This window comes from Brevibacterium sediminis, from assembly GCF_024895295.1.
Lineage (GTDB): Bacteria > Actinomycetota > Actinomycetes > Actinomycetales > Brevibacteriaceae > Brevibacterium > Brevibacterium sediminis.
The window spans coordinates 46,534-67,895 of sequence record NZ_JAHQRN010000001.1 but is presented as its reverse complement, the minus strand read 5'-3'; the positions used below and the strand labels follow the sequence as shown (position 1 = coordinate 67,895).

General features: G+C 65.0%; 18 protein-coding genes and 1 tRNA gene. 9 read left to right on the top strand and 10 right to left on the bottom strand.

Going from position 1 to position 21,362, the window contains the following annotated elements:
• Positions 1-27 precede the first annotated feature (27 nt).
• From KTJ89_RS00310 to KTJ89_RS00300, 3 genes are all read right to left on the bottom strand, one after another.
• A complete protein-coding gene (locus KTJ89_RS00310) occupies positions 28-1,611 on the bottom strand; it encodes an AbgT family transporter (RefSeq protein WP_259356557.1) in 1,584 nt (527 codons plus the stop codon).
• A 289-nt stretch (positions 1,612-1,900) separates the two neighbouring features.
• Entirely contained in the window at positions 1,901-2,986 is a 1,086-nt protein-coding gene (locus KTJ89_RS00305) for an inositol-3-phosphate synthase (RefSeq protein WP_101545123.1), read from the bottom strand.
• Between the two features lie 152 nt (positions 2,987-3,138).
• A complete protein-coding gene (locus KTJ89_RS00300) occupies positions 3,139-4,731 on the bottom strand; it encodes a peptide chain release factor 3 (protein ID WP_101545124.1) in 1,593 nt (530 codons plus the stop codon).
• A 162-nt stretch (positions 4,732-4,893) separates the two neighbouring features.
• Between KTJ89_RS00300 and KTJ89_RS00295 the strand changes: the two genes are divergently transcribed.
• Entirely contained in the window at positions 4,894-5,262 is a 369-nt protein-coding gene (locus KTJ89_RS00295; RefSeq protein WP_139907390.1) for a hypothetical protein, read from the top strand.
• 178 nt (positions 5,263-5,440) lie between these two features.
• On the opposite strand, the gene hrpA is transcribed toward KTJ89_RS00295, so the two are convergent.
• The 3 genes from hrpA to KTJ89_RS00280 form a co-directional block, all read right to left on the bottom strand.
• Complete coding sequence (gene hrpA, locus KTJ89_RS00290) at positions 5,441-9,748, bottom strand: ATP-dependent RNA helicase HrpA (protein ID WP_259356556.1); 4,308 nt, start codon at positions 9,746-9,748, stop codon at positions 5,441-5,443.
• A gap of 51 nt (positions 9,749-9,799) precedes the next feature.
• Positions 9,800-11,122 carry an Nramp family divalent metal transporter gene (locus KTJ89_RS00285; RefSeq protein WP_218973669.1) on the bottom strand — a complete coding sequence of 441 codons (1,323 nt, stop codon included), beginning with the start codon at positions 11,120-11,122 and terminating at the stop codon, positions 9,800-9,802.
• A gap of 146 nt (positions 11,123-11,268) precedes the next feature.
• Positions 11,269-11,895 carry a mycothiol transferase gene (locus KTJ89_RS00280; RefSeq protein WP_310650265.1) on the bottom strand — a complete coding sequence of 209 codons (627 nt, stop codon included), beginning with the start codon at positions 11,893-11,895 and terminating at the stop codon, positions 11,269-11,271.
• Positions 11,896-11,946: 51 nt separating this feature from the next.
• Between KTJ89_RS00280 and KTJ89_RS00275 the strand changes: the two genes are divergently transcribed.
• The 5 genes from KTJ89_RS00275 (at position 11,947) to KTJ89_RS00255 (ending at position 15,485) form a co-directional block, all read left to right on the top strand.
• Positions 11,947-12,339, top strand: a complete 393-nt coding sequence (locus KTJ89_RS00275; protein ID WP_139469651.1) for a YidH family protein — start codon at positions 11,947-11,949, stop codon at positions 12,337-12,339.
• The gene (locus KTJ89_RS00270) at positions 12,339-12,686 is read left to right on the top strand and encodes a DUF202 domain-containing protein (protein ID WP_101545131.1); all 348 of its coding nucleotides are present in this window, start codon (positions 12,339-12,341) and stop codon (positions 12,684-12,686) included. The genes KTJ89_RS00275 and KTJ89_RS00270 overlap by 1 nt, the downstream gene beginning before the upstream one ends.
• 140 nt (positions 12,687-12,826) lie before the next feature.
• Positions 12,827-13,144, top strand: a complete 318-nt coding sequence (locus KTJ89_RS00265; RefSeq protein WP_229663872.1) for a hypothetical protein — start codon at positions 12,827-12,829, stop codon at positions 13,142-13,144.
• Between the two features lie 161 nt (positions 13,145-13,305).
• Positions 13,306-14,232, top strand: a complete 927-nt coding sequence (locus KTJ89_RS00260) for an AEC family transporter (protein ID WP_172168657.1) — start codon at positions 13,306-13,308, stop codon at positions 14,230-14,232.
• 68 nt (positions 14,233-14,300) lie between these two features.
• Positions 14,301-15,485 (top strand): TIGR01906 family membrane protein, encoded by a 1,185-nt coding sequence (locus KTJ89_RS00255; RefSeq protein WP_259356555.1) that lies wholly within the window; start codon positions 14,301-14,303, stop codon positions 15,483-15,485.
• 199 nt (positions 15,486-15,684) lie between these two features.
• Here KTJ89_RS00255 and ppk2 read toward each other — a convergent pair whose 3' ends face one another.
• Together ppk2 and KTJ89_RS00245 are read right to left on the bottom strand one after the other, a co-directional pair.
• Positions 15,685-16,587, bottom strand: coding sequence for a polyphosphate kinase 2 (gene ppk2 / locus KTJ89_RS00250; RefSeq protein WP_139469655.1), 903 nt, complete (start codon positions 16,585-16,587; stop codon positions 15,685-15,687).
• A 66-nt stretch (positions 16,588-16,653) separates the two neighbouring features.
• Complete coding sequence (locus KTJ89_RS00245; RefSeq protein WP_259356554.1) at positions 16,654-17,940, bottom strand: MFS transporter; 1,287 nt, start codon at positions 17,938-17,940, stop codon at positions 16,654-16,656.
• Positions 17,941-18,030: 90 nt separating this feature from the next.
• Here KTJ89_RS00245 and KTJ89_RS00240 point away from each other — a divergent pair.
• Positions 18,031-18,107, top strand: a tRNA-Leu gene (locus tag KTJ89_RS00240).
• Positions 18,108-18,175: 68 nt separating this feature from the next.
• Positions 18,176-18,619 (top strand): hypothetical protein, encoded by a 444-nt coding sequence (locus KTJ89_RS00235; protein ID WP_259356553.1) that lies wholly within the window; start codon positions 18,176-18,178, stop codon positions 18,617-18,619.
• Positions 18,620-18,743: 124 nt separating this feature from the next.
• Here the strand turns inward: KTJ89_RS00235 and KTJ89_RS00230 are convergent, their stop codons facing one another.
• Entirely contained in the window at positions 18,744-19,139 is a 396-nt protein-coding gene (locus KTJ89_RS00230) for a winged helix-turn-helix transcriptional regulator (protein WP_219922142.1), read from the bottom strand.
• 118 nt (positions 19,140-19,257) lie between these two features.
• Here KTJ89_RS00230 and KTJ89_RS00225 point away from each other — a divergent pair, with 118 nt between their 5' ends.
• On the top strand, positions 19,258-19,863 hold the full coding sequence (locus KTJ89_RS00225) for an NAD(P)-dependent oxidoreductase (protein WP_259356552.1): 606 nt from the start codon (positions 19,258-19,260) through the stop codon (positions 19,861-19,863).
• Positions 19,864-19,979: 116 nt separating this feature from the next.
• On the opposite strand, the gene KTJ89_RS00220 is transcribed toward KTJ89_RS00225, so the two are convergent.
• Entirely contained in the window at positions 19,980-21,353 is a 1,374-nt protein-coding gene (locus KTJ89_RS00220; protein ID WP_139469659.1) for an NAD(P)/FAD-dependent oxidoreductase, read from the bottom strand.
• Between the last annotated feature and the right edge of the window lie 9 nt (positions 21,354-21,362).

Sequence of the window (21,362 nt, the reverse complement as noted above, 5' to 3'; positions counted from 1 at the left end):
CCCGGATCGGCCCATCGGGTGACCGACTCAGCCCATCTGATAGTGAGTGGCCGCGCCCGGTCCCCACGGAATTCCGGTGGCCCACCAGATGAAGAACAGCAGTCCCCAGAGGATGAACATAGCGAAGGACAGCGGGATCGTGAAGGAGAGCACCGTGCCGATGCCGGCGTCCTTCTTGTATCGCTGGATGAAGCCGAGGACGACGACGAAGTACGGGCTCATCGGGGAGATGATGTTCGTCGTCGAGTCACCGATGCGGTAGAGAGCCTGGGTGGTCTCCGGGGAGATCGACAGCAGCATGAACATCGGGACGAGCACCGGTGCCATGAGCGTCCACAGTCCCGAGCCGGAGGTGAGGAACAGTGCACCCACTGCGACGAGCAGCCATCCACCGAGGAGGATGACGAACGGTCCGGTGTTGAGCGCCCCGAAGACCTCGGCACCCTTGATCGCCATGATCTCGCCGAGGTTGGACATCTTGAACAGCGCGAGGAACTGGCTGGCGGCGAAGAACAGGACGATGACCGGTACGAACGGCAGCAGCCCCTTGCCCATCATCTCCGGGATATCGGCGGTGTGCTTGATCGATCCGGTGGCGTAGCCGTAGACGATGCCGACGATGAAGAAGCCGAAGCCGATGATCGCGGCGATTCCGGCCATCAGACCCGAATCGGGACCGAAGCCTCCGGCTTCATCGCGGAGGAATGACCCGGCGGGCCAGGCGAGGGCGAACAGCACCGCCGCGCAGATGACGATGGCGACAACGGCGATGATGATTCCGCGCTTCTCGTTGGCGTCGAGGGCCATCTTGACGTCGAAGTTGTCAGGATCGTCGTCGGTCTCCTCGTCGAGTTCGATCTGGTCGGCTCGCTTGGACAGAACCAGCTCGGTCACCAGGGTCACCGCGGCAGCGACGACGAACATGGAGATGAAGTTGAAGTAGAAGTTCGCGACCGGGCTGACGGAGTAGTCGGCGTCGATGATCTGGGCGGCCGAGGTGGACAGGCCGCCGAGGATCGTGTCGAGCGAGTTGACCATCGGAGCCGCCGAATAGCCTCCCGAGGTCGCGGCATAGGCGACGAGGCAGCCGAGCAGCGGATTGCGGCCGACGGCTTTGAACGCGAGTCCGCCAAGAGGAATCATGATCATGTAGGACGCGTCCGAGGCGATCGATGAGGCGGTTCCGGCCAGGGCCACGATGAACGTGATCCACTTCGGCGAGGCTCCGGCGATGGTTCCGCGCAGCATCGCCGGGATGAGTCCGGACTGCTCGGCCACGGCTACGCCGATGAGCACGATGAGGACGAGTCCCAAAGGCGGGAAGGTGACGAAGTTGTTCGTGGCTCCCGCGACGATCTCACGCAGCGACTCGGTGGAGAAGAGATTCGTCACCGTCACCTTCTCGTCCGTTGCCGGGTTGACGGCGTTGAGCCCGGTGGACGCGAAGATCGCCGAGAGGATCATGACGATGACTGCCAGCGAGAGGAACAGCCAGAACGGGTGAGGCAGCTTGTTGCCGGCCTTCTCGATGATGACGAGGACCCGCATCAGCCAGCTCAGCTCGGAGCTGTCTTTCCTCGTCTCTGCGGTCGCAGGTGTGGTGCTCGACATCGGTTCTCCTCGGTCAGGGCGGCGCAGTCGAATGCGTTGAGCCAGGTGCAGCTCATGTGAGAGCGATCACCTCAAGGTGCAAGTCTCATGGACAATCGGCGTTGTGTCACGGGAATCTCAAATACCGGATGCACATTCGCTCCGCACCTCGCCGAGGCGGTCGTGCGGTTCCGTTCACATCGACGTCGATGAATAGACCGGGGCGCCGACCGCAGGTATCTGCGATCGGCGCCCTCTCGACCGGCAGGCGACTCAGCACCTCAGAACAGGGTGGGCCGCCTCGGCGATATCAGCGTTCGAGGTCGCCGCGGATGAACGCTTCGACGGCTTCGTGGGCGGCGTCGTCGTCCTGCTGCTCCGGGGGCGACTTCATGAAGTACGAGGAGGCGGAGATGAGGGCTCCGCCGATTCCGCGGTCGAGGCCGATCTTCGCCGCACGCACCGCGTCGATGATGACGCCGGCGGAGTTCGGCGAGTCCCACACCTCGAGCTTGTACTCCAGGGATACGGGAGCGTCGCCGAAGTTGCGGCCTTCGAGGCGGACGAAGGCCCACTTGCGGTCGTCGAGCCATTCGACGTAGTCGCTGGGTCCGATGTGGACGTCGCGGTCGGACAGCTGGGCGGAGGTGTTCGAGGTCACGGCCTGAGTCTTCGAGATCTTCTTCGACTCGAGGCGCTGACGCTCGAGCATGTTCTTGAAGTCCATGTTGCCGCCGACGTTGAGCTGGTAGGTCCGGTCGAGGACGACGCCGCGGTCTTCGAACAGCTTCGCCATCACACGGTGGGTGATGGTCGCACCGATCTGGGACTTGATGTCGTCGCCGACGATCGGGACACCGGCGGCACGGAACTTCTCGTCCCATTCCTTGGTGCCGGCGATGAACACGGGCAGGGCGTTGACGAAGGCGACCTTCGCGTCGATCGCAGCCTGAGCATAGAACTCGACGGCCTTCTGCGAACCGACGGGCAGATAGCACACGAGCACATCCGCCTCGGCGTCCTTGAGGGCCTTGACCACGTCGACGGCCTCGCGATCGGATTCGACGATCGTGTCGCGGTAGTACTCGCCGAGTCCGTCGAGGGTGGGTCCGCGCAGGACCTCGATGCCGGTCGGCTCCACATCGGCGAGCTTGATGGTGTTGTTCTCGCTGGCAGTGATCGCCTCGGCGATGTCGACGCCGACCTTCTTGCCGTCGACGTCGAAGGCGGCAACGAAATCGATGTCACCGACGTGATAGTCCCCGAACTCCACGTGCATAAGGCCGGGAACCTTCGTCCCGGGCGACGCGTTCCGGTAGTACTCCACGCCTTGGATCAGGGACGAGGCGCAGTTGCCCAGTCCGGCAATCGCGACTCGAATCGATTTCGTTCCCACAATTCTCCTTTGTCTGTTTGGGTTTCACCGAGCGGCGGGAATGTCCCACGCGGGCGGTTGGCCCTGCAGGGCTTCGCTTCGGCCCCAGCTATCCATAATAATCTCCGCGTCAAAATGCCGGACACCGGCCTTCGAACGCGGCAGTGGTCGTCTCAGCTGACGACCAGAGGTTCGAGCACCAGGTCGGGGTGGTTCTTCTGCACGCCCTGCAGCCGCCACCGGTCGGAGAACAGCGCCAGCAGCTCTCCGTCGGAACGGTGGAGGACCTCGACCGAGCGTTCCCGTGCCAGAGTCGGCACGCATTCGGGAGTGGTGCGTCGAGCGAGGGAGAAGTTGAGACGCTCCAGGGTGCAGGGAGCGTTGAATTCGTTGGTCATCCGGTCTTCGGCGACTTCGAACTGCATGGGGCCGACGGCGCCGAGCACGGGTGCCTGATCGCCGCGCAGGTCCGAGCGCAGCACCTGGATGACGCCTTCGTGGTCGAGCTGTTCGATGCCGCGTCGGAACTGTTTGTACTTCGAGGAGTCCTTGGCGCGGATGACCATGAAGTGTTCGGGTGAGAACGTCGGGATGCCGGGGAACTCGACCTTCTTGTCGAGGTAGAGGGAGTCACCGACGCGCAGGGCAGAGGCGTTGACCAATCCGACGACATCTCCCGGGAACGCTTCGTCGACGACATCGCGGTCGCGGCCGAAGACCTGCTGAGCGTATTTCGTGGCGAAGGGTTTGCCGGTGCTGGCATGGGTAAGCACGGTTCCGCGTTCGAAGACTCCCGAACAGACTCGGATGTAGGCGAGTCGGTCGCGATGGTGGGAGTCCATTCCGGCCTGCACCTTGAAGACGAATCCGGAGAAGGGATCGTCGACGGGGCGGGGCTGGTCGTCCTTGTCCAGGCGGGCCTCGGCGGGCGGGGCGAGGTCGACGAGGAGGTCGAGGAGTTTGTGGATGCCGAAGTTGAGCACGGCCGAGGCGAACATCACCGGGGTCGACTTGCCGGCGAGGAAGGTCTCCTGGTCGTGGTTCTGATCTTCCATCTCCAGCAGATCGGACTCATCGACAGCGGTCGTCCACGCATCGCCTTCGAGGTCGGCGGCCGCCTCGGACGTGTAGGTGTCCTCACCGGCGATCGTGGCGCCTCCGTCGGTGCGGGTGTATTTCGTGTACTCTCCGCTGATGCGGTCGAGGACTCCGCGGAAGTCTCCGGACTGCCCGACTGGCCAGGTGATCGGGGTGGGCAGGAGGCCGGTGCGCTGCTGAACCTCGTCCATGAGTTCGAGCGCGTCGAGGCCGGGACGGTCCCATTTGTTGACGACCGTGATGATCGGGATGTTGCGATGGGCACAGACTTCGAAGAGCTTCATCGTCTGCGCCTCGAGGCCTTTGGCGGCATCGATGAGCATGACGGCGCAGTCGACGGCGGAGAGCACACGGTACGTGTCCTCGGAGAAGTCAGCGTGGCCCGGGGTGTCGACGAGGTTGAACACGGCGTCGCGGTACTCGAACTGCAGAGCAGCGGAAGAGATCGAGATTCCGCGATCCTGCTCCATCTGCATCCAGTCGGAGACGGTGGCGCGGCGACCGGCCTTGCCGTGGGTGGCTCCGGCCTGGCCGATGGCGCGGGCGTGGAGGGCGAGCGCCTCGGTGGTCGTCGATTTGCCCGCGTCGGGGTGGGAGATGACAGCGAACGTGCGGCGGCGGGACGCCTCGTGTCGGATGTCCTTGACGGAATACTGGCCAGAAGTCACCGCAATATCCTATCGTTCTTCGCGCCCATCCGGCGTGTCCGCTCAGTCACAGTGTGGGGCCGGCTTGTGCCGGGCGTCCGGCGGCCGGAACCGTATGCGCGAGGAGGCCCGTGGGCGTTGCATCCAGCGTCCTGTCGGAATCGGCCCATATGCTGGGGTGCGATGTCTGAGGAATTCGTCGAATACGCCGGCCGTTCGGAGCCGAAGGAACGCTGGCTCAAAGCCTTGCCGCTCATCGTCGCGGGAGTCCTGGGAGTACCGCTGCTGTGCGCGGCGATCTGGTTCTCCTGGCAGATAGCGCAGACGACGAAGTACCTCTTCGATCTCGGCACCTCCGGCACCGAGGCGGCCGGGATGGTGCTGCTCAGCCTGTCGGGGGCCTTCTGCCTCATCTTCTATCTCGCGTTCCTCTTCATCGGCACTCGCCGTCGCACGTGGAAGTGGCGCATCTGGTGGAGTGTCGCCACCCTTCTTGCCGCCGGAGCTCTGCCGTTGTGGTGGCTCTGCAGCGGCTTCTTCGCCGACGTCTGACCCTCACCCGCTGCCGAGACGGCCGCTGACCCACACAGGTCCTCGCAATTCCTACGTTTGGCGGCAACACCTCCCGCTGGCGACTTCTCCTACAGGTACTCGCGCGTCGGTCACTCCTCGTGACACAACGCCCCTCTGCAACGAGGTGTTGTGCCGCTGCCGGTGAGGGATGCTCGGGTCAGAGCTGGGCGAGAGCCTTCGCGATGCGCTTCTCCGACACCGGATGTGCCGTGCCCAGCGAATTCGCGAACAGCGACACCCGCAGCTCTTCGAGCATCACAACGACTTCGACCCATTCGGCAGGCAGCGACACGATCAGCTGCGGCCACTCGGCCTTCGCCAGTGCCGGGAATCGATTGCCGATCTTCTTGACCACATCGCTGCTGCAGCCGGTGACTCGATCCATGAGCTGCTTGTCACGGATCGGCGAGTCCTGCATTCCGCCGATGCGCACCACTTCGGCCTGCACCCAGCGGGGCAGCTCGCGCAGCATCTGCGGAGTCATCGCCGCAATGGCGGCTGCGGTCGTCCGGGAGGCTCGCCACGCCTGCACATCGGCGAGGTTGGACAGGATCGCCAACGAGGATGCCTTCGACACGAGTTTGTCGAGCTCGGTCGCCGCCTGCAGAGCCTTCATCAGCGACGGCAGCAGCGATGAACAGGTCAGCGGCAGCTCGGCGTCGACGTCCTTGCGCAGCTGCGCGAACTCATCGGCGTTGGCCACCCACGACGTCTCGGCCGGCCCCAACCGGTCGACGACGAGACCGCGGATCCCGACTCGAATCAGCCCGCCCAGGAGCTCGTCGGCGGTCTTCTGATGACCGGCGAGGATGAGCTTCTCCTGAGTGGTCAGCCCGTCCTGCAGGTACTTCAGCGCATCAGACGTGTGCTGGCCCAGCAGAGTGATGATCGCTTCTCGCGTGGCCAAGCGTGCCTGCGCTGCTGTGTCGAAGGCGACGAGGTCGACCGAGCTCGCACGGTCCGCGAGCCCCGGAACGACACCGACTGCGGCCTGATCGGGATCGGCCAGCTCACCGAACGACCAGTCCGTCAGGCCGGTCTTCGGGGTGAACGCGCTCTGCTTCTGGCGGGCCTTGCGCACCTGGGGTGTGGCTTTCGTTCTCAGAGCAGACAGATCCTCGCCGAGACCGACGGTCTTCTTCCCATCGACGACCCGAAAGGTCAGCCGCAGATGGGCGGGGATCCGCGATCGGTCGAAATCGTCGGCGGTGACCGTGATCGGCACGAGGTCGTTCAGCCCTCCCCCGCCGGCGCGTTCACTCAAGTACGCGGCGAGCACCTCCGGCAGGCTTCCCTGGTATGGGGTGAGCGCCGACAGAATCTCGCGGGCGACGTCGGGAGCGGGAACGAAGTAGCGGCGTTTGCTCTTCGGCAATGACCGGATATAGGCGGCGACGAGTTCTTCGCGCAGGCCGGGGACCTGCCAGCTGAATTCGTCCGCGTCGACCGCGGGCACCGCCTCGGCGGGGATCTCCACGGTCACCCCGTCCTCGGTGCTGCCGGGGTCGAAGGAGTAGCGCAGCTTCGCCCGCGTGCCATCGGCCAGTTCCCATTCCATCGGGAAATCCGAGGCCACCGAGGCGGTCAGCTCCTCACTGTCGTCGCTGAGCAGCACCGAGGTGGTGAGGTCGAGCAGGTGCGCGTCCCGTCGCTTCTGCTTATTCCACCACCCCCGGAAATCCGCCGCCGAGGTGATCCCCTCCGGAATCCGTTCGTCGAAGAATTCGTAGAGGGCATCGTCCTGGTCGAGCACGCGACGGTTCCGTGTCCGCGAAGCCAGTTCCTCGGCCTCGTCGATGACGGCCGCATTGTGTTCGAGGAAGCCGAAGCGTTCGTGCCAGTCGCCTTCGATGAGACCCTTGCGGATGAACGCGTCCCGGGCGGCCTCGGCGTCGATGGTGCCGTAGCCGACGCGGCGGTCGCTGACCAGAGTGACCCCGTAGAGGGAGATCTTCTCGTACACCATCGATGCGCCGGCCTTCGTCGACCAGTGCGGATCCGAATGTTGGCGGGTGACCAGGTCACCGGCTGCTTCGACGACCCAGTCCGGGTCGATCGCGGCGACGGTGCGGGCCCACAGGCGGGAGGTCTCGACGAGTTCGGCGGCCATGACGAAGTCGGGGTTGACCTTGAAGAGTCCGGATCCGGGGAAGATCGCGAATCGGGTGCCGCGAGCTCCCTGATAGTCCTTGTGCCGCTCCGACCGTGAGCCGATCATCGTCAGCAGACCGGTGAGCAGGGACCGGTGGATGGCGGCGGCATGCGGGTCGAGTTTGGCAGCCGCCACCTGCTTTCCTGTGTCCCCGGCCGGACCGGTCGCGCCCTGCTTCTTCGCGCTGCGTTTGGCGGCGCTGAGTTCGGCGAATCCGATCTTGCCGTTCGCACCCCGTCCGCCCTGAGCGCTTCCTTCGCCCCGACCGCCGCGGGTGCCCTGACCGCCAGGAGCATTCTGCCCCTCACGACCTCGACCGTTGCGACCGCCTTGACCACGGTCGGAACCGTCACCGGACCCGGCAGCATTCGTCTTGCCGCCCTCGCTATCGAGCGCGGATCCGGCCGTGTCGGCATCGTCGCCCGGCTGCCAGACGGATTTCTCGATGCGAATGCCGGCCGAGCCGAGCAGAGAACGCAGCTGACCGACGAGGTCCTGCCATTCGCGGATGCGCACGAAGTTGAGGAACTCGTCCTTGCAGCGGCGCCGGAACTTCGAGGATCCCATGTCCGCCTGCAGACTCTGCAGGTAGTTCCAGAGGTTGAGGTAGGACAGGAAGTCACTGCCTCGGTGGGTGAATCGGGCGTGCTTCTCATCGGCGGCGGCTCGGACCTCGGCCGGACGTTCCCGGGGGTCCTGGATGGACAGCGCGGCGACGATGACGGTGACCTCTCCCCCGCAGCCGGCCTCCGCCCCGGCGATGACCATCCGAGCCAGGCGTGGGTCGATCGGCAGCACGGTGAGTTTACGACCGATCTCGGTGACGTGGATCTTCCCTGCCGAGTCGCTGGTCAGCGCCCCGAGTTCGGTGAGCATCGTCCGTCCGTCACGGACGGCCCTGGCCTCTGGCGGGGTGAGGAACGGGAAGTCGAGGATCTCCTGATCGCTTGCGGCGAATCCCAGTGAGGCCATCTGCAGGATGACGCTGGCGAGGTTCGTGCGCAGGATCTCCGGATCGGTGAATTCGGGACGCGAGTCGAAGTCGTCTTCCGAGTACAGGCGGATGCAGATGCCGTCACTGGTGCGTCCGGAGCGGCCTTTGCGCTGGTTCGCACTGGCTTGGGAGATCCGCTCGATCGGCAGTCGCTGCACCCGTGTGCGGTTGGAGTAGCGGGAGATGCGGGCGGTGCCGACGTCGATGACGTATTTGATTCCGGGCACCGTCAGCGAGGTCTCGGCGACGTTCGTGGCCAGGACGATGCGAGGTCGTGAATGGGGTTGGAAGACCTTCTGCTGCTCCCCCGCCGAGAGTCGGGCGAACAGCGGCACGACCTCCCAGCTGCTCATCCGCGGACGTCTGCGCAGGTGGTCACTCAAGGCGTCGGCGGTGTCGCGGATCTCCCGTTCGCCGGAGAGGAAGACGAGGATGTCGCCGGGTGCCTCGGCTGCGAGTTCATCGACGGCGGCGATGATTCCGTCGGTCTGCTCCTCGACTCCGGTTTCGTAGTTCCCGGATTCGCCGGGTCCGTCGACGTCGTCATCGGCAGGATCGTCCCCGAGTGGCCGGTACCGGACCTCGACGGGGAAGGTGCGGCCTTCGACGGAGATGATCGGAGCGTCGGCGAAGTGAGCGGAGAATGATTCGGGGTCGATCGTCGCCGAAGTGATGATGACCTTGAGGTCGGGACGTCGGTCGAGCACTTCCTTGAGATAGCCGAGGAGGAAGTCGATGTTGAGGCTGCGTTCGTGCGCCTCGTCGATGATGATGACTTCATAGTCGCGCAGCAGTTTGTCGCGTGAGAGTTCGGACAGCAGAATGCCGTCGGTCATCACCTTCACCCGGGTGGAATCGGCGACCTGCGCGGTGAACCGCACCTGGTAGCCGATGGTGATGCCGAGTTCTTCGCCGAGTTCGTCGGCGATGCGCTCGGCCACGGTCCGGGCGGCGATGCGCCGAGGCTGGGTGTGGCCGATGAGTCCGTCGACCCCGAGGCCGAGGTCGAGGCAGATCTTCGGCAGCTGGGTGGTCTTTCCCGATCCCGTCTCGCCGGCGATGATGACGACCTGGTTGTCCCGGATCGCCTCGGCGATCTCGTCCTTCGCCGCGGTGACCGGCAGATCCTCGGGGTAGGTGACGGTGACCGGATGGGCAGCGCGGGCGTCCTTGAGCCGGGCTCGGCGCTGCTGATGGTGCGCTGCCGTGGTTCTGCGTCGCTGCTGCGAACGCCCACGTCCGTTCTTCCCGCGCCGAGGCGGCCGTCCTGGATTCGTGTTCGCTGGGGTGGTCGACGGGGTCGGGTTCTCTTCTGCCATTGCGTCTCCCAGCTTAGCGGCAATGCCCAGACTCGGCCCCGCCCAGGCGGGTTACTCCCCGCCGCCCCAGAGTGGGGCGAGCGCCGAGTAGAGCTGCTGGATGCCGAGGATGATGAACAGCAGTGCTGTGATCGCCAGAGCGATGTTCGTGTGCAGCTTGTTGGCCCATTCCTTGGGGATCTTCTTGCCGTTGAGTAGGCCGAGCAGAGTGACTGCGAGGAACGGCATGAACAGCGAGCCGAGGACGCCGTAGGCGAGGATGAGTCCGATCGGTTTGCCGAGGATGAACAGCAGCATCGGCGGGAACGTCAGCCACAGCACATAGAACTTGAAGTACTTGCCGCCGGTCAGGGTGTCGGGATGTCCGCCCGGCTTCTTGCGCATATGACCCCAGAAGTCGGCGAACATCAGGGACACTCCGTTCCAGACTCCGATGATCGAGGAGAAGGAAGCGGCCCAGAATCCGACGAGGAAGCCGATGCCCACGACCTCGCCGTAGCGGGCTTTGAGGACGTCGGCGAGGTCGAGCAGTCCCTTGTCCTCGGCAGAGATCGAGACTCCCGCGGCACGGACGACCTCGGCGCCGACGATGAGCATAGCGATGACGAAGATGCCGGTCATCACGTACGCCATCGAGTTGTCGATGCGCATCACCCGCATCCACTTCGGAGTGTGCCAGCCCTTCTCGCGCAGCCAGTAGCCGTAGGCGGCCAGGGTGATGGTGCCGCCGACTCCTCCGGCGAGCGCGAGCGTGTAGATCACTCCGCCCTCGGGGATGATGGGGATCAGCCCGGTGAGCATATCGGGAATGTTCGGCGCGGCGATGATCGCCAGCCCCACGACGGTGATGAACATGATCCCGACGAGAACGGCGGTGATCTTCTCGAACACGCCGTAGCGGCCGAACCACACCATGACGAAGCCGGCCAGGCCCATGAGCACCGACCACACTGTGAGGTTGAGGCCGGGGAAGAGCGCGGCCAGCGGCAGCGCCGCCGAGCTCATCGCCGTGGCTCCGTAGACGAAGCCCCAGATGATGATGTACGGCCCGAAGTACCACGTAGTCCAGCGGCCGAGCGATCGCCACCCCTCGAAGATCGTCTTTCCGGTCGCGAGGCTGAACCTGCCGGCTCCTTCGACGAGGACGATCTTGAGGATGACGCCGACGATCACTGCCCACAGCAATCCGTAGCCGAACTGGCTGCCGGCCACCAGGGTCGCCACCATATCCGCGGCACCGACGCCGGTGGCCGCGACGACGAGGCCGGGACCGATGACCTTCCATTTGGCCGGGCCGGAGGCCTCTTCGATTCCGGAAACGGTCTCTGCGTCGCCCCCGTAGCCGGGGCCGGAACCGTTCGACTGCTCACTCATGGAGTTTTTCGCTTTCATCTTCGGCCGCGCACAGACTCACCGAGCGGTCGGGGATCCTCCATCGGGTTCTCCCGCATTTCGGCGGCGCAGCGGTCTCAGCATGTCCACAGTCATGATAGGTGACAACGGCGCTGTCGTGTCATCGGTCACCATCCCTCGCGACGGTCGGCCCCGTCCCGCCGCGCCTCAGAAACGGTCGGCGATGGTTCGCAGACGTTCGAGATACGTGTCGTGGTCGAAGTCCTCCGGCAGGTTCGGAGCTGCCTCGGAGAGTCCGGCGGCGCCGTCGATGCCTTCCCGGACAATGTCGATCTGGCCCACATGCCGGGTGAGGTCGACGAGGACGTGAACCATGATCTGTCCCAGGTGGTCTCGTCGCGGCCCGTGGGCCAATGCGGCACCCGTCCCGGCGAATCCAGGCTGAGCGAGTCGATGGTCTCGTCGGCGAAGTCTGAGACGCGAGTGTAGAAGTCGAGCAGATACGCGGTCGTCTCGGACTCGGTCGCGCACCAGTCGGCCTGCGGATCGAGGTCGATGTCCGCGTCGCTGACGACCTCTTCCCGGTTCGGCCAGGTTCGGCCGAAAGTGTCGCCGAAGTAGACGATCTCGACCTGTGCCATGTGTTTGAGTGCGCCGAGGAGGTTGAATCCGGTCGGGGTGCGCGGCCACCTCAGGGACCTCTCATCGAGTCCGGACAGCTTCCATCGCAGGTTCGTCCGACCCCGGCGCAGGGACTGCTGCAGGAAGGACTTCATCGTCTCGTCGTCGCTCATGAGCATAGGCTTCCACACCATCTCTGCGCCGTCTACGGTTATCCTCGAAGGGTGAGTGAGAACAATTCGTCGCAGGACTCCCGCAGCCGCATCGCCCGACGGGTCTTCCCCGACGGAGTCGACCCCGATCCTCGCTTCACCCTGGCCAACGAGCGGACCTTCCTGTCCTGGATCCGCACCGCGTTGGCGTTCATCGGCGGCGGAATCGCCGTCGAGGCCTTCACCTCGGAGATCTTCGGCACCGGTCTGCGGGCGACCCTGTCGATCGTGCTCATGGTCATCGGCTTCATCCTCGCCGCCGGTGCCGCCGTCCGCTGGCATCGCATCGAATCGGCGATGCGTCGCAAGACCTCGCTGCCGCTGCCGCTCATCATCCCCATCGTCAGCCTCGCCTCGGCGCTGGGAGCCGGTCTCCTCGTCCTGGTGTTCGCCGGCCTACTGTGATGCCGACCCGCTCACCGCGACCGCAGCCGCATGACGATCCGGCTCTGCAGCCGGAACGCACCGTCCAATCATGGCTGCGCACGAGTCTGACGATGACGGTCGTCAGCCTCATCTTCATGCGCTTCATCCACGTCTTCCAAGGCTGGTCGGTGGCGCTCTTCGTCGTGTGCATGGGCATGGCTATCGTCGCCATCGCCATGCAGGTCAGACGCTACCGGCTAGGTTCGGTCTCGATTCGGGCCGAACGCGGTCGGCCGTCGCCGTGGGCGGTCATCTTCCTCACCACCTCGGTGTGCCTCATTTCGGTGCTGAGCATCGCCTCGGTCATCAAGATCAGCCTGTTCTGAGGCTCTCCACCCGCTCAACTTCCCAGACCTCCTGATCGGCATCCCACCTGCTCCCGCCCGACATCGCGCACACCTGCTGCGCATGCCGCGTTATGAGACCGCCGTCCGGTCCGCTGAACTGCACGCCTAAACTGGTGCGTATGAAGGATGCACGCGAAGTCTCCACCGCCCCACTCGTCGCCGTCGGCCTCATCGGCGGCTTCCTCACCGCCCGCGAGACCGGGATCCGCCCCCTCGGCGGAGTCGTCCTCGCCGCAGCGGGTGCCTACGCCGCCCGCTCCTGGTATGTGAAGAAGGGGTGGCCCGCCGCCACCGGACTGAGCTTGGCCTACCTCGGCGGGTTCGGTGCCTCCCATCCCCTGGCGAAGAAGATCGGCGCATGGCCGGCCGTGTTCGCCGTCAGTGCGGTCAGCGCCGCAGCCTCCTATGTCGTCTCCGATATCGCCGAGGCGGACTGACCCCACCGCCGAGGAGGCCCGACCTCCGCACCCCGCCGCGGATTCCGCCCGGCGACGATCCCGACCGTCCCGAACTGATACCCGCTCTACGGGACTGACACCAGCCGCACCAGACTGACCGCGGCACTCCCAGACGCAGGAAGCGAGGAGCCGAGCAGCCCATGCTGGCCGTATTCGAAGGTTTCGCCGTCATCGCCGGAGTCATTCTGGTCGGGTTCGTCCTCGGCCGCTCCGGCGTTCTCGGTCCGCACGGTCAGCAGGTCATCGCGAAGCTCGTCTTCTACGCCGGCACCCCGACGCTGCTCTATGTCACAGTCTCCGAGACCGACCTCGGGCTGATCTTCAACACCGCGCTCTTCGCCACCGGCGGCTCGGCGCTCATCGTCGGTGCCGCTCTCTTCGTCCTCACTAAGTGGATCAGAAAGCGCAGCACCGGGGAGGCGATGTTCTCCGCGTGGGCGACCAGCTACGTCAACATCGGCAATCTCGGCATCCCGATCGCCGCCTATGTCCTCCGCGACATCGGCTATGTCGCCCCGGTCCTGCTCTTCCAGCTGCTCGTCCTCGCCCCCATCGGCATGGCCGTGCTCGACGGAGCGGGCAAGAAGCAGCATGATTCGCACTGGTACTCCGCGATCCTCCAAGTCCTCAAGAACCCCATCGTCCTCGGTGCTGCAGCCGGTGTGGCCGCATCGGCGACGGGCTTCGAGCTGCCGCGCTTCGTCTTCGAGCCCATCGACATGATCGGCGCCACCGCGGTCCCGGGTGCCCTGTTGGCGTTCGGCATCTCGCTCAAGGACGGGTGGGGAATCCCCGTCAAGGGCAGCCGCGCACAGCTGAGCTACATCACCGGCGCCAAACTCATCGCTCAGCCGGTCATCGCCTGGGCCATCGGCGGCCCTCTGCTCGGCTACGACGGGGTCGACCTCTTCGCCATCGTCGTCACCTCCGCGCTGCCGACCGCGCAGAACGTATACATCTACTCGATGCAGTACCGACAATCCGAGGCGCTCATGCGCGATGCCGTCTTCATCACCACCGTGCTCTCCGTTCCGGCTCTCGTCATCATCGCCGCCCTCCTCGGCTGACTCCGCGAAATCGGCCGCCGTGGCGTGTCCTCCCGGGCTAGGACCCTGTGGTCACTGACAATGGGGATGTGTCCAGAGACGAGAAGAACGAGACCGAAGACCTCCTGAGCAGGCGGATGAGTTCAGGGTCTGCCAATGCTGCCGATAAGCAGTCGCAGGCCCCTCTGGAGGCGGCCAATGATCCCTCGACCGACACCGAGGCGTTCGATCCGATCACGGATCCCATCGCCGAGGATGCCCCCAAGCATTCCGCGGATGCGAAGCCCTCGACGGGCCCGGTGAGGGTGACTCCCGCCCACTCGACGAATCCGGCCTCTCAGCCCGCGAGCACGCGTACCGCCGATCACACTGCCGCGCAGAAGTCCGCCGGCACGGATTCGGCCGCCGTTGCATCGACAGCCGGGGCATCATCCTCGACCGATACCGGGACCACACGCGAGGTGCCGCAGAATGCGCGCACCGCAGTGATGAGCGAAGCCGATTGGGCCGCCGTGTCGAAGGCGGCGACGTCGACCGATGCCCGCGATCCCGAGGTGCCCGAACGACGTCGGTCCGTGCTCGATGTCATCGGCACGATCTGGATCATGCTCGCCACCCCCTTCGTCCTGTTGGCTCTGGCAGTGCGCTTCGTCGCCTCGGGGATCTTCCTCAAGTTCGAGTACTTCCGGCCCGGCTTCCCGGCCGATCGGTTCGGCTTCAGTGCCGCCGACCGTGAGCACTACGGGACCTATGTCATCGACTACCTGCACAACTTCGATTCCCGGCGCTACCTCGCCGATATCGTCATGCCCAACGGAGAGCCGATCTTCATCTCCGACGAGCTCAGCCATATGGCTGACGTCAAGGGTCTGATCTCGCTGCTCTACCTCGTGGCTCTCGTCGGCATCATCGGATCTGTGCTGTTCGGCATCTACATGTGCCGCAAGAACGGATCGGGCATCCATGCAGGCGTGCGTCTGGGGTCGATCTTCAGCATCATCTTCATGGCCGCTGTCGCCGTTGTCGCCGTCCTCGGCTGGGACAGCTTCTTCCGCGGGTTCCACAAGGTGTTCTTCGCCGATGGGACCTGGGAGTTCTACGCCGATGATTCGCTCATCCGCCTCTTCCCGCCTCAGTTCTGGGTCGATGCGGGCATCGCCGGCGGCGGGCTCTTCGTGCTCCTGGCGATCTTCCTCTTCCTGCTCAGCTTCACCGGGCACAAGAAGCGCCGGGCGCTGCGCAAGGCACGGAAGGACGCCGCCGCAGAGATCTGATTCGGTTTCGCCGCAGTCCGGAGCATCGGCCTCCGGCGGCACAGCGGCGCGTCATTGCACAGCGGGTTCGAGTCCCGCTCCACGGTTCCGGCCGGGTGGTCTTTCCCCTTCCACCCGGCCGAATTTCTGTCCGAAATCATCCGCGTATGAGACCAGCGATCTCCGAGCCCCCGCCTCGGTGACGGTGGACGACTGCTGACTAGTCGTCGACGGCGTCGCGGCCGCGGCGGACCAGAAGCGGGTCGGCTTCGTAGACGACCGAGGGGTCTTTGTCCTCATAGTCGAACTGGTTGAGGAAGTAGCGCATCGCGTTGAGGCGGGCGCGTTTCTTGTCATTGCTCTTGATCGTGATCCACGGAGCGTGGTCGGTGTCCGTGCGGCGGAACGTCTCTTCCTTCGCCTCCGTGTAGTCGTCCCAGCGATCGAGGGACTCGAGATCCATCGGTGAGAGCTTCCACCGCCGCACCGGGTCGATCTGACGGATCGCAAACCGGGTCCGCTGCTCTCTCTGGGTCACGGAGAACCAGAACTTCGTGACGTGGACTCCGGAGTCGATGAGCATCTTCTCGAACACCGGAGCCTGTTCCATGAAGGTCTCGTATTCGTCGTCGGTGCAGAATCCCATGACCCTCTCGACGTTGCCCCGGTTGTACCAGGAGCGGTCGAACATGACGATCTCCCCGCTCGTGGGCAGGTGGGAGATGTAGCGCTGGAAGTACCACTGTCCGGCTTCGCGGTCGGAGGGTTTGTTGAGTGCGACGACGCGGGCGGCACGCGGGTTGAGGTGTTCGGTGAAGCGTTTGATCGTTCCGCCCTTGCCTGCAGCGTCACGACCTTCGAAGACGATGACGTGTTTGGCGCCCGTGTCCTGACCCCAGTACTGGAATTTCAGCAGTTCGACCTGCAGTCTGTACTTCTCGAGTTCGTACTCTTCCCGGTCCATCTGTTCGTCGTACGGGTATCCTTCCCGCCACGTTTCGACGGCGCGGCCCATGGGGTCGATGAGGTGCGGATCCGTGGTCTGACTGTCCTCGACGGTGTACCCTTCGAGACGGAGTTTGTCGATGTACTCCCGCAGATTCTCTTGGAACAGATTGTTCACGAGATCCTTCCCTTTCGCTGTCGACACCGGTTGTGCCTCGTGCACGATAATGTGCCGAGATGAATATCAGGTTATGCGATCGACGTCGCGTCGCGGGATGATTCCGACGCTCAACAGTGGGGCGATGGCGATGAGTCCGAAGGACAGCGGATAGCCGAATGCCGTCACCAGGGCACCGAATCCGGGGCCGAGCAGGGCCGACATGACGAACTGTCCCGTGTTCTGAGCTCCCAGCGCCTTGCCCGACCATCGTGGTCCGGCGGCTTCGGCGACCGAGGCGAAGGCCAGCCCGTTGTCGGCCACGGAGACGGCTGAGGCGAGGATGAAGACGACTGCGGCGACGGCGGGCAGCTCCGTCAGCGACAGGATGGCGATCGCCACGACGACGATCACGGCTGCGACGGAGACGATGCGCATGAGGCCGACACGGGATCCCGTGCGATCGGAGAGCGCGCCGACGACCATGCGGCCGACTGCCCCGACGATCTGCGCGATCGCGACGATCGCTCCGGCGGCGCCCGCGCCGATCCCCTGGACGACGATGAGCCAGACGAGTCCGTAGGTGGAGAACGCGAACTGCGGGACGACGAGGAGCGCGGAGACCGCGTGGATGCGCCACAGGAAGGAATCGCTGCGGTAGGGATTGATCGCCGAGGCGGCGCTGGGCTTCTCCTCCCCCACCGAGGCGGTGCCCGGTTCGTTCCGTCCGTGGCGTTCCGCCTCCGATAGGGTGTCGCGGTCGCGGTCGGCCACCTCGGCGCGGACGGGGGTCGGGTCCGGTGGGTTGCGGATGAGGGCGAAGCAGACGAGGGCGAGGACGCCGGTCACGGCGGCGACGAACCAGAGGTAGGCGGGGAAACCGCCGGCCGCGGCGATACCCGGGATTGTCACGGCGGCCACGCTCGTGCCCAGGGGTTGGGACATCTGGCGGATGCCCATGGCCAGTCCTCGGCGGTGGCGGGGGAACCAGCCCATGACGACGCGGCCGGATGCAGAGTTCACCGAGGCGGCCGCGGCACCGGAGGCGGCGATGACGATGACCATCCAGATCGGCGAGTCGACGACGAGCACGGCGGCGGCCGAGAAGGCAGCCGTCAGTCCGATGCCCAATGTCATCGCCAGACGTTCGCCGAATCGGTCGGCGAATGCGCCCCAGGCGATGAGGGTGAGGATGAGTCCGAAGCTCGGTGCGGCCGCGACGGTGCCGGCCTGGGTGAGTGTGAACCCGAGGTCGGAGTGCATATAGGGGATGAGGAAGGCGGGTCCGGCGATCGCGATGGTCGCCGCCATCTGCGTGAGGACGCCGACGACGAGGATCACCCAGGCCTGCCGGGTGGGTCCGTTCGTCCTCATCGTTCCAGGTTAGCCGTGTGCCCGGATCGTCCGCGGAATGTCTCAGATCGCGGTGGCCGGGCTTTGCCGATAAAGTGTGTTCTGAGCATTCCCCCTATAGCCCAATCGGCAGAGGCAGTCGACTTAAAATCGATTCAGTGTGGGTTCGAGTCCCACTGGGGGGACCATTCTTCGTCGTCGTCGTCGAGTACCGACCGAGATCGCCGAATCGCGTCGAGTGCGGCATGATCGTCCTATGCCGTTCCTTCTTCTCAGCCCAGGTCAGGCACCGTTGCCGATCGCCTCCGTCGACGATGATCTCGCCCGCAGCCAGCACGGTCCCGCCGTTATCATCACCGCCACCGAGGCGGCCTCCCCCACCGCGACAGACGACTCCACCGCAGCCGATTTCCCTCCGCTGGGTCGCCCGGTCGCCTTCCGTGAAGCTGGAGGCGACTGGACGGAGATCGGCTTCGAGGCAGCCGATCAATGGGTGCAGATGGGTTCGGACCTGCGCAGCCGCCTCGTCGAGGATCATCTTGCGACGCTCAACGTCGCCGAGTTCAAACAGGCGACGAACGGCGGCAGCGCCTCGATCATCACGAACAACTGGGTCTACTCCGGTTCACCTCGGGTCTATCGCGTCGCCGGAGAGCTGCGTGATTTCGTCACCGTGCTCGGACAGCTCTCCCGCGGCTGATCCCTATTGCTGCTCCTCCGCAGTACGAGTGTGACAGCATCCGCCACACTCGACTGGTCGACATGCGACCCATCGTCTCTGCCGAAACGCCCGCACCAGCCGCCGGTTGACCGTTAGGCTCCGGTCACCGGAACGCTCGCAATCCCGCGGACGCATGTGCCTCGTCATGGCGGTCCCGGTTCTCGACGATCTCCGCGACGTTGGCCTCCGCCCACTTCCGAAGCGCGGCCACAGGATCCTGCAGCGATCGCCCGAGATCGGTGAGCGAGTATTCCACCCGCGGTGGCACCTCGCCGAAGACCTCGCGCTCGATGAGGCCATCGGCGACAAGCGATCGCAGGGTCGAGGTCAGCACCTTCGGGGTGATCCCGCCGATGGCCAGCCGGATCTCGTTGAAACGCTTCGGACCGGAATCGAGAATGTCGACGATCAGCACCGTCCACTTGTCTCCGACGCGATCGAGAACCACTCGGGTCGGACATTCAGGGTCGAAGGCATCGCCTTCCCAGCGAACTTTCATACTCATAGCCCAATAGTATCCTTGAGGTACTCGATATCCAAAAGATACCTTAGGAAAGTCAGACTACGAAATCCACCGTGCACCGCAGTCGCGCCGCACGAAGAACGAAGGGACTCTTATGAAGATCGCACTCTTTGGAGCATCGGGAATGATCGGCTCTCGCGTCGTCGCCGAGGCGGCCTCTCGCGGGATCGAGGTCACCGCCATCACCCGCTCCGGCACCGAGGTGGCCGGAGCGACCCGCTCAATCGCCGGTGACATGGCCGATGCGGAGCTCGGAGCACGCATGGCCGCCGATCACGATGTCATCGTCTCCACCACCGGACCCAGCCGCACGGGCGGGGACCACCAGGAATGGCTCGACGCTCTGTCGGCCCTGGCGAAGGCCAGCGGCGATACGCGACTGTTCGTCGTCGGCGGTGCCGGTTCCCTGTTCGCCGGGGACACGATGCTCAAGGACACCGAGGGCTTTCCTCCCGCGTACAAGGCTGAGGCAGAGACCGGCACGAAGGCCCTCGAGCTTCTTCGTGCCGCGAACCCGTCCCCGTGGACGCTCATCTCCCCCGCCCCGGAGATCGCTCCGGGTGAGCGCACCGGTTCCTACAATGTCGAGCTCGAGGTGCCCGCGGGCGACTCGATCTCGGCCGAGGACTTCGCCGTAGCCATGGTCGATGAGATCGCCGAGCCTGCGCACATCGACGCCCGCTTCACTGTGGCGAACTGAGCAGGACGCACTCGCAGCAGGGCCTGCAGATATGACTGACGCCGGGGATGCATCTGCATCCCCGGCGTCAGTCGTCTCATCAGGGCTTGTCGCCGGATGGCACCGGCTGCCTCGAGTCAGGCCTTGGCAGGCTCCTTCTTCGGAGCCGGCTTCGAGTTGGCGGCCTCGACGAAGTTCTTGCGCGGAACATCGAGGTCTGCCAGCGGCATGGCGTCGCGGCCGAGGACGGCGCTGACGAACCAGTTGCCGAAGACCCTGACCTTGCGGTCCATGGTCGGGATCGCGTAGCCGTGGTAGGCGCGGTGCATGAGCCAGGCGAGGAGTCCGCGGGCTTCGAAGTCACCCATCTGCGAAACACCCTTGTACAGGCCCAGGCCTGCGACCGTACCGATGGTCTTGTGGAAGTACTGCTTGAACTCGGTCTCTCCGCGCAGTGCGGCGAGCACGTTGGCAGCCAGCACCGGAGCCTGACGCACAGCATGCTGAGCGTTGGGCACGCAGAAGCCTGCCACTCCGCCGCCGGACAAGTCGGGAACCGCGGCGTTGTCGCCGGCAGCCCAAGCGCCCTCGACGACACCGTCATCGCCCTCGACCCGCAGGTCGGCGCGTACGGTGACGTTGCCGCGTTCGTTGATCGGCAGGTCGGAGTCGATGAGCATCGGGTTGGCCTTGACACCGGCGGACCACACAATAGTGTCGGCGTCGAACTCTTCGCCGTTCGAAAGCTTGACGTGCTTGTCGGTGCAGTCCTGCAGGAAGGTCTCGAGGTAGACGTCGATTCCGCGTTCGCGCATGTGTTCGACGACCCAGCGGGCCTGAGCTTCGCCGACCTCGGGCATGACGCGGCCGAGGGCCTCGACGAGGACGAAGCGGACATCGGCTTCGGTCAGCGTCTCGTACTGGGCGATGGCCGAACGGACCATGTCCTCGAGTTCGGTCAGCAGCTCGATGCCGGCGAATCCGCCGCCGACGAAGACGAAGGTCAGAGCCTTGCGGCGTTCCTCGTCGTCCTCCATGAGTGCGGCGTCGGCGAGGCGGGAGAGGAGGTGGTCGCGCAGAGCGACGGCTTCCTCGATGCGCTTGAGCGCGATCGCATTCTCCTTCAGGCCCGGGATCGGCAGCGCACGGGCAACCGAGCCGGAGGCGAGGATGATGTGGTCGTAGTCGAGTTCGAATGCTTCATCGTTCTCGGGTTCGATGGTGGCGAACTTCTCGGCGTGGTTGATCGAGGTGACCTTCGCGGTGATGACCTCGGCACCCGGCAGGTTGCGGCGCAGCGGCACCACAGCGTGACGAGGCTCGATCGACCCGGCTGCCACCTCGGGGAGGAACGGCAGGTAGGTCATGTATGGGTTGGGATCGACCACGGTGACGGTGGCTTCGCCCCGACCGAGGTTCTTCAGCAGATTCTGAGCGGCGAGCAGGCCGACCGAGCCGCCACCGACAACGAGGATTCGTGGACGCAGTTTTGAGTTTCTGATGAGTGCCATAATCCCATG

Bases quoted from the DNA above. Each gene is read 5' to 3' on its own strand.
- KTJ89_RS00310 (WP_259356557.1), bottom strand. From the start codon at position 1,611: ATGTCGAGCACCACACCTGCGACCGCAGAGACGAGGAAAGACAGCTCC.
- KTJ89_RS00295 (WP_139907390.1), top strand. From the start codon at position 4,894: ATGTCTGAGGAATTCGTCGAATACGCCGGCCGTTCGGAGCCGAAGGAA.
- hrpA (WP_259356556.1), bottom strand. From the start codon at position 9,748: ATGGCAGAAGAGAACCCGACCCCGTCGACCACCCCAGCGAACACGAAT.
- KTJ89_RS00285 (WP_218973669.1), bottom strand. From the start codon at position 11,122: ATGAGTGAGCAGTCGAACGGTTCCGGCCCCGGCTACGGGGGCGACGCA.
- KTJ89_RS00280 (WP_310650265.1), bottom strand. From the start codon at position 11,895: ATGAGCGACGACGAGACGATGAAGTCCTTCCTGCAGCAGTCCCTGCGC.
- KTJ89_RS00270 (WP_101545131.1), top strand. From the start codon at position 12,339: ATGCCGACCCGCTCACCGCGACCGCAGCCGCATGACGATCCGGCTCTG.
- KTJ89_RS00265 (WP_229663872.1), top strand. From the start codon at position 12,827: ATGAAGGATGCACGCGAAGTCTCCACCGCCCCACTCGTCGCCGTCGGC.
- KTJ89_RS00260 (WP_172168657.1), top strand. From the start codon at position 13,306: ATGCTGGCCGTATTCGAAGGTTTCGCCGTCATCGCCGGAGTCATTCTG.
- KTJ89_RS00245 (WP_259356554.1), bottom strand. From the start codon at position 17,940: ATGAGGACGAACGGACCCACCCGGCAGGCCTGGGTGATCCTCGTCGTC.
- KTJ89_RS00235 (WP_259356553.1), top strand. From the start codon at position 18,176: ATGCCGTTCCTTCTTCTCAGCCCAGGTCAGGCACCGTTGCCGATCGCC.
- KTJ89_RS00230 (WP_219922142.1), bottom strand. From the start codon at position 19,139: ATGAAAGTTCGCTGGGAAGGCGATGCCTTCGACCCTGAATGTCCGACC.
- KTJ89_RS00225 (WP_259356552.1), top strand. From the start codon at position 19,258: ATGAAGATCGCACTCTTTGGAGCATCGGGAATGATCGGCTCTCGCGTC.
- KTJ89_RS00220 (WP_139469659.1), bottom strand. From the start codon at position 21,353: ATGGCACTCATCAGAAACTCAAAACTGCGTCCACGAATCCTCGTTGTC.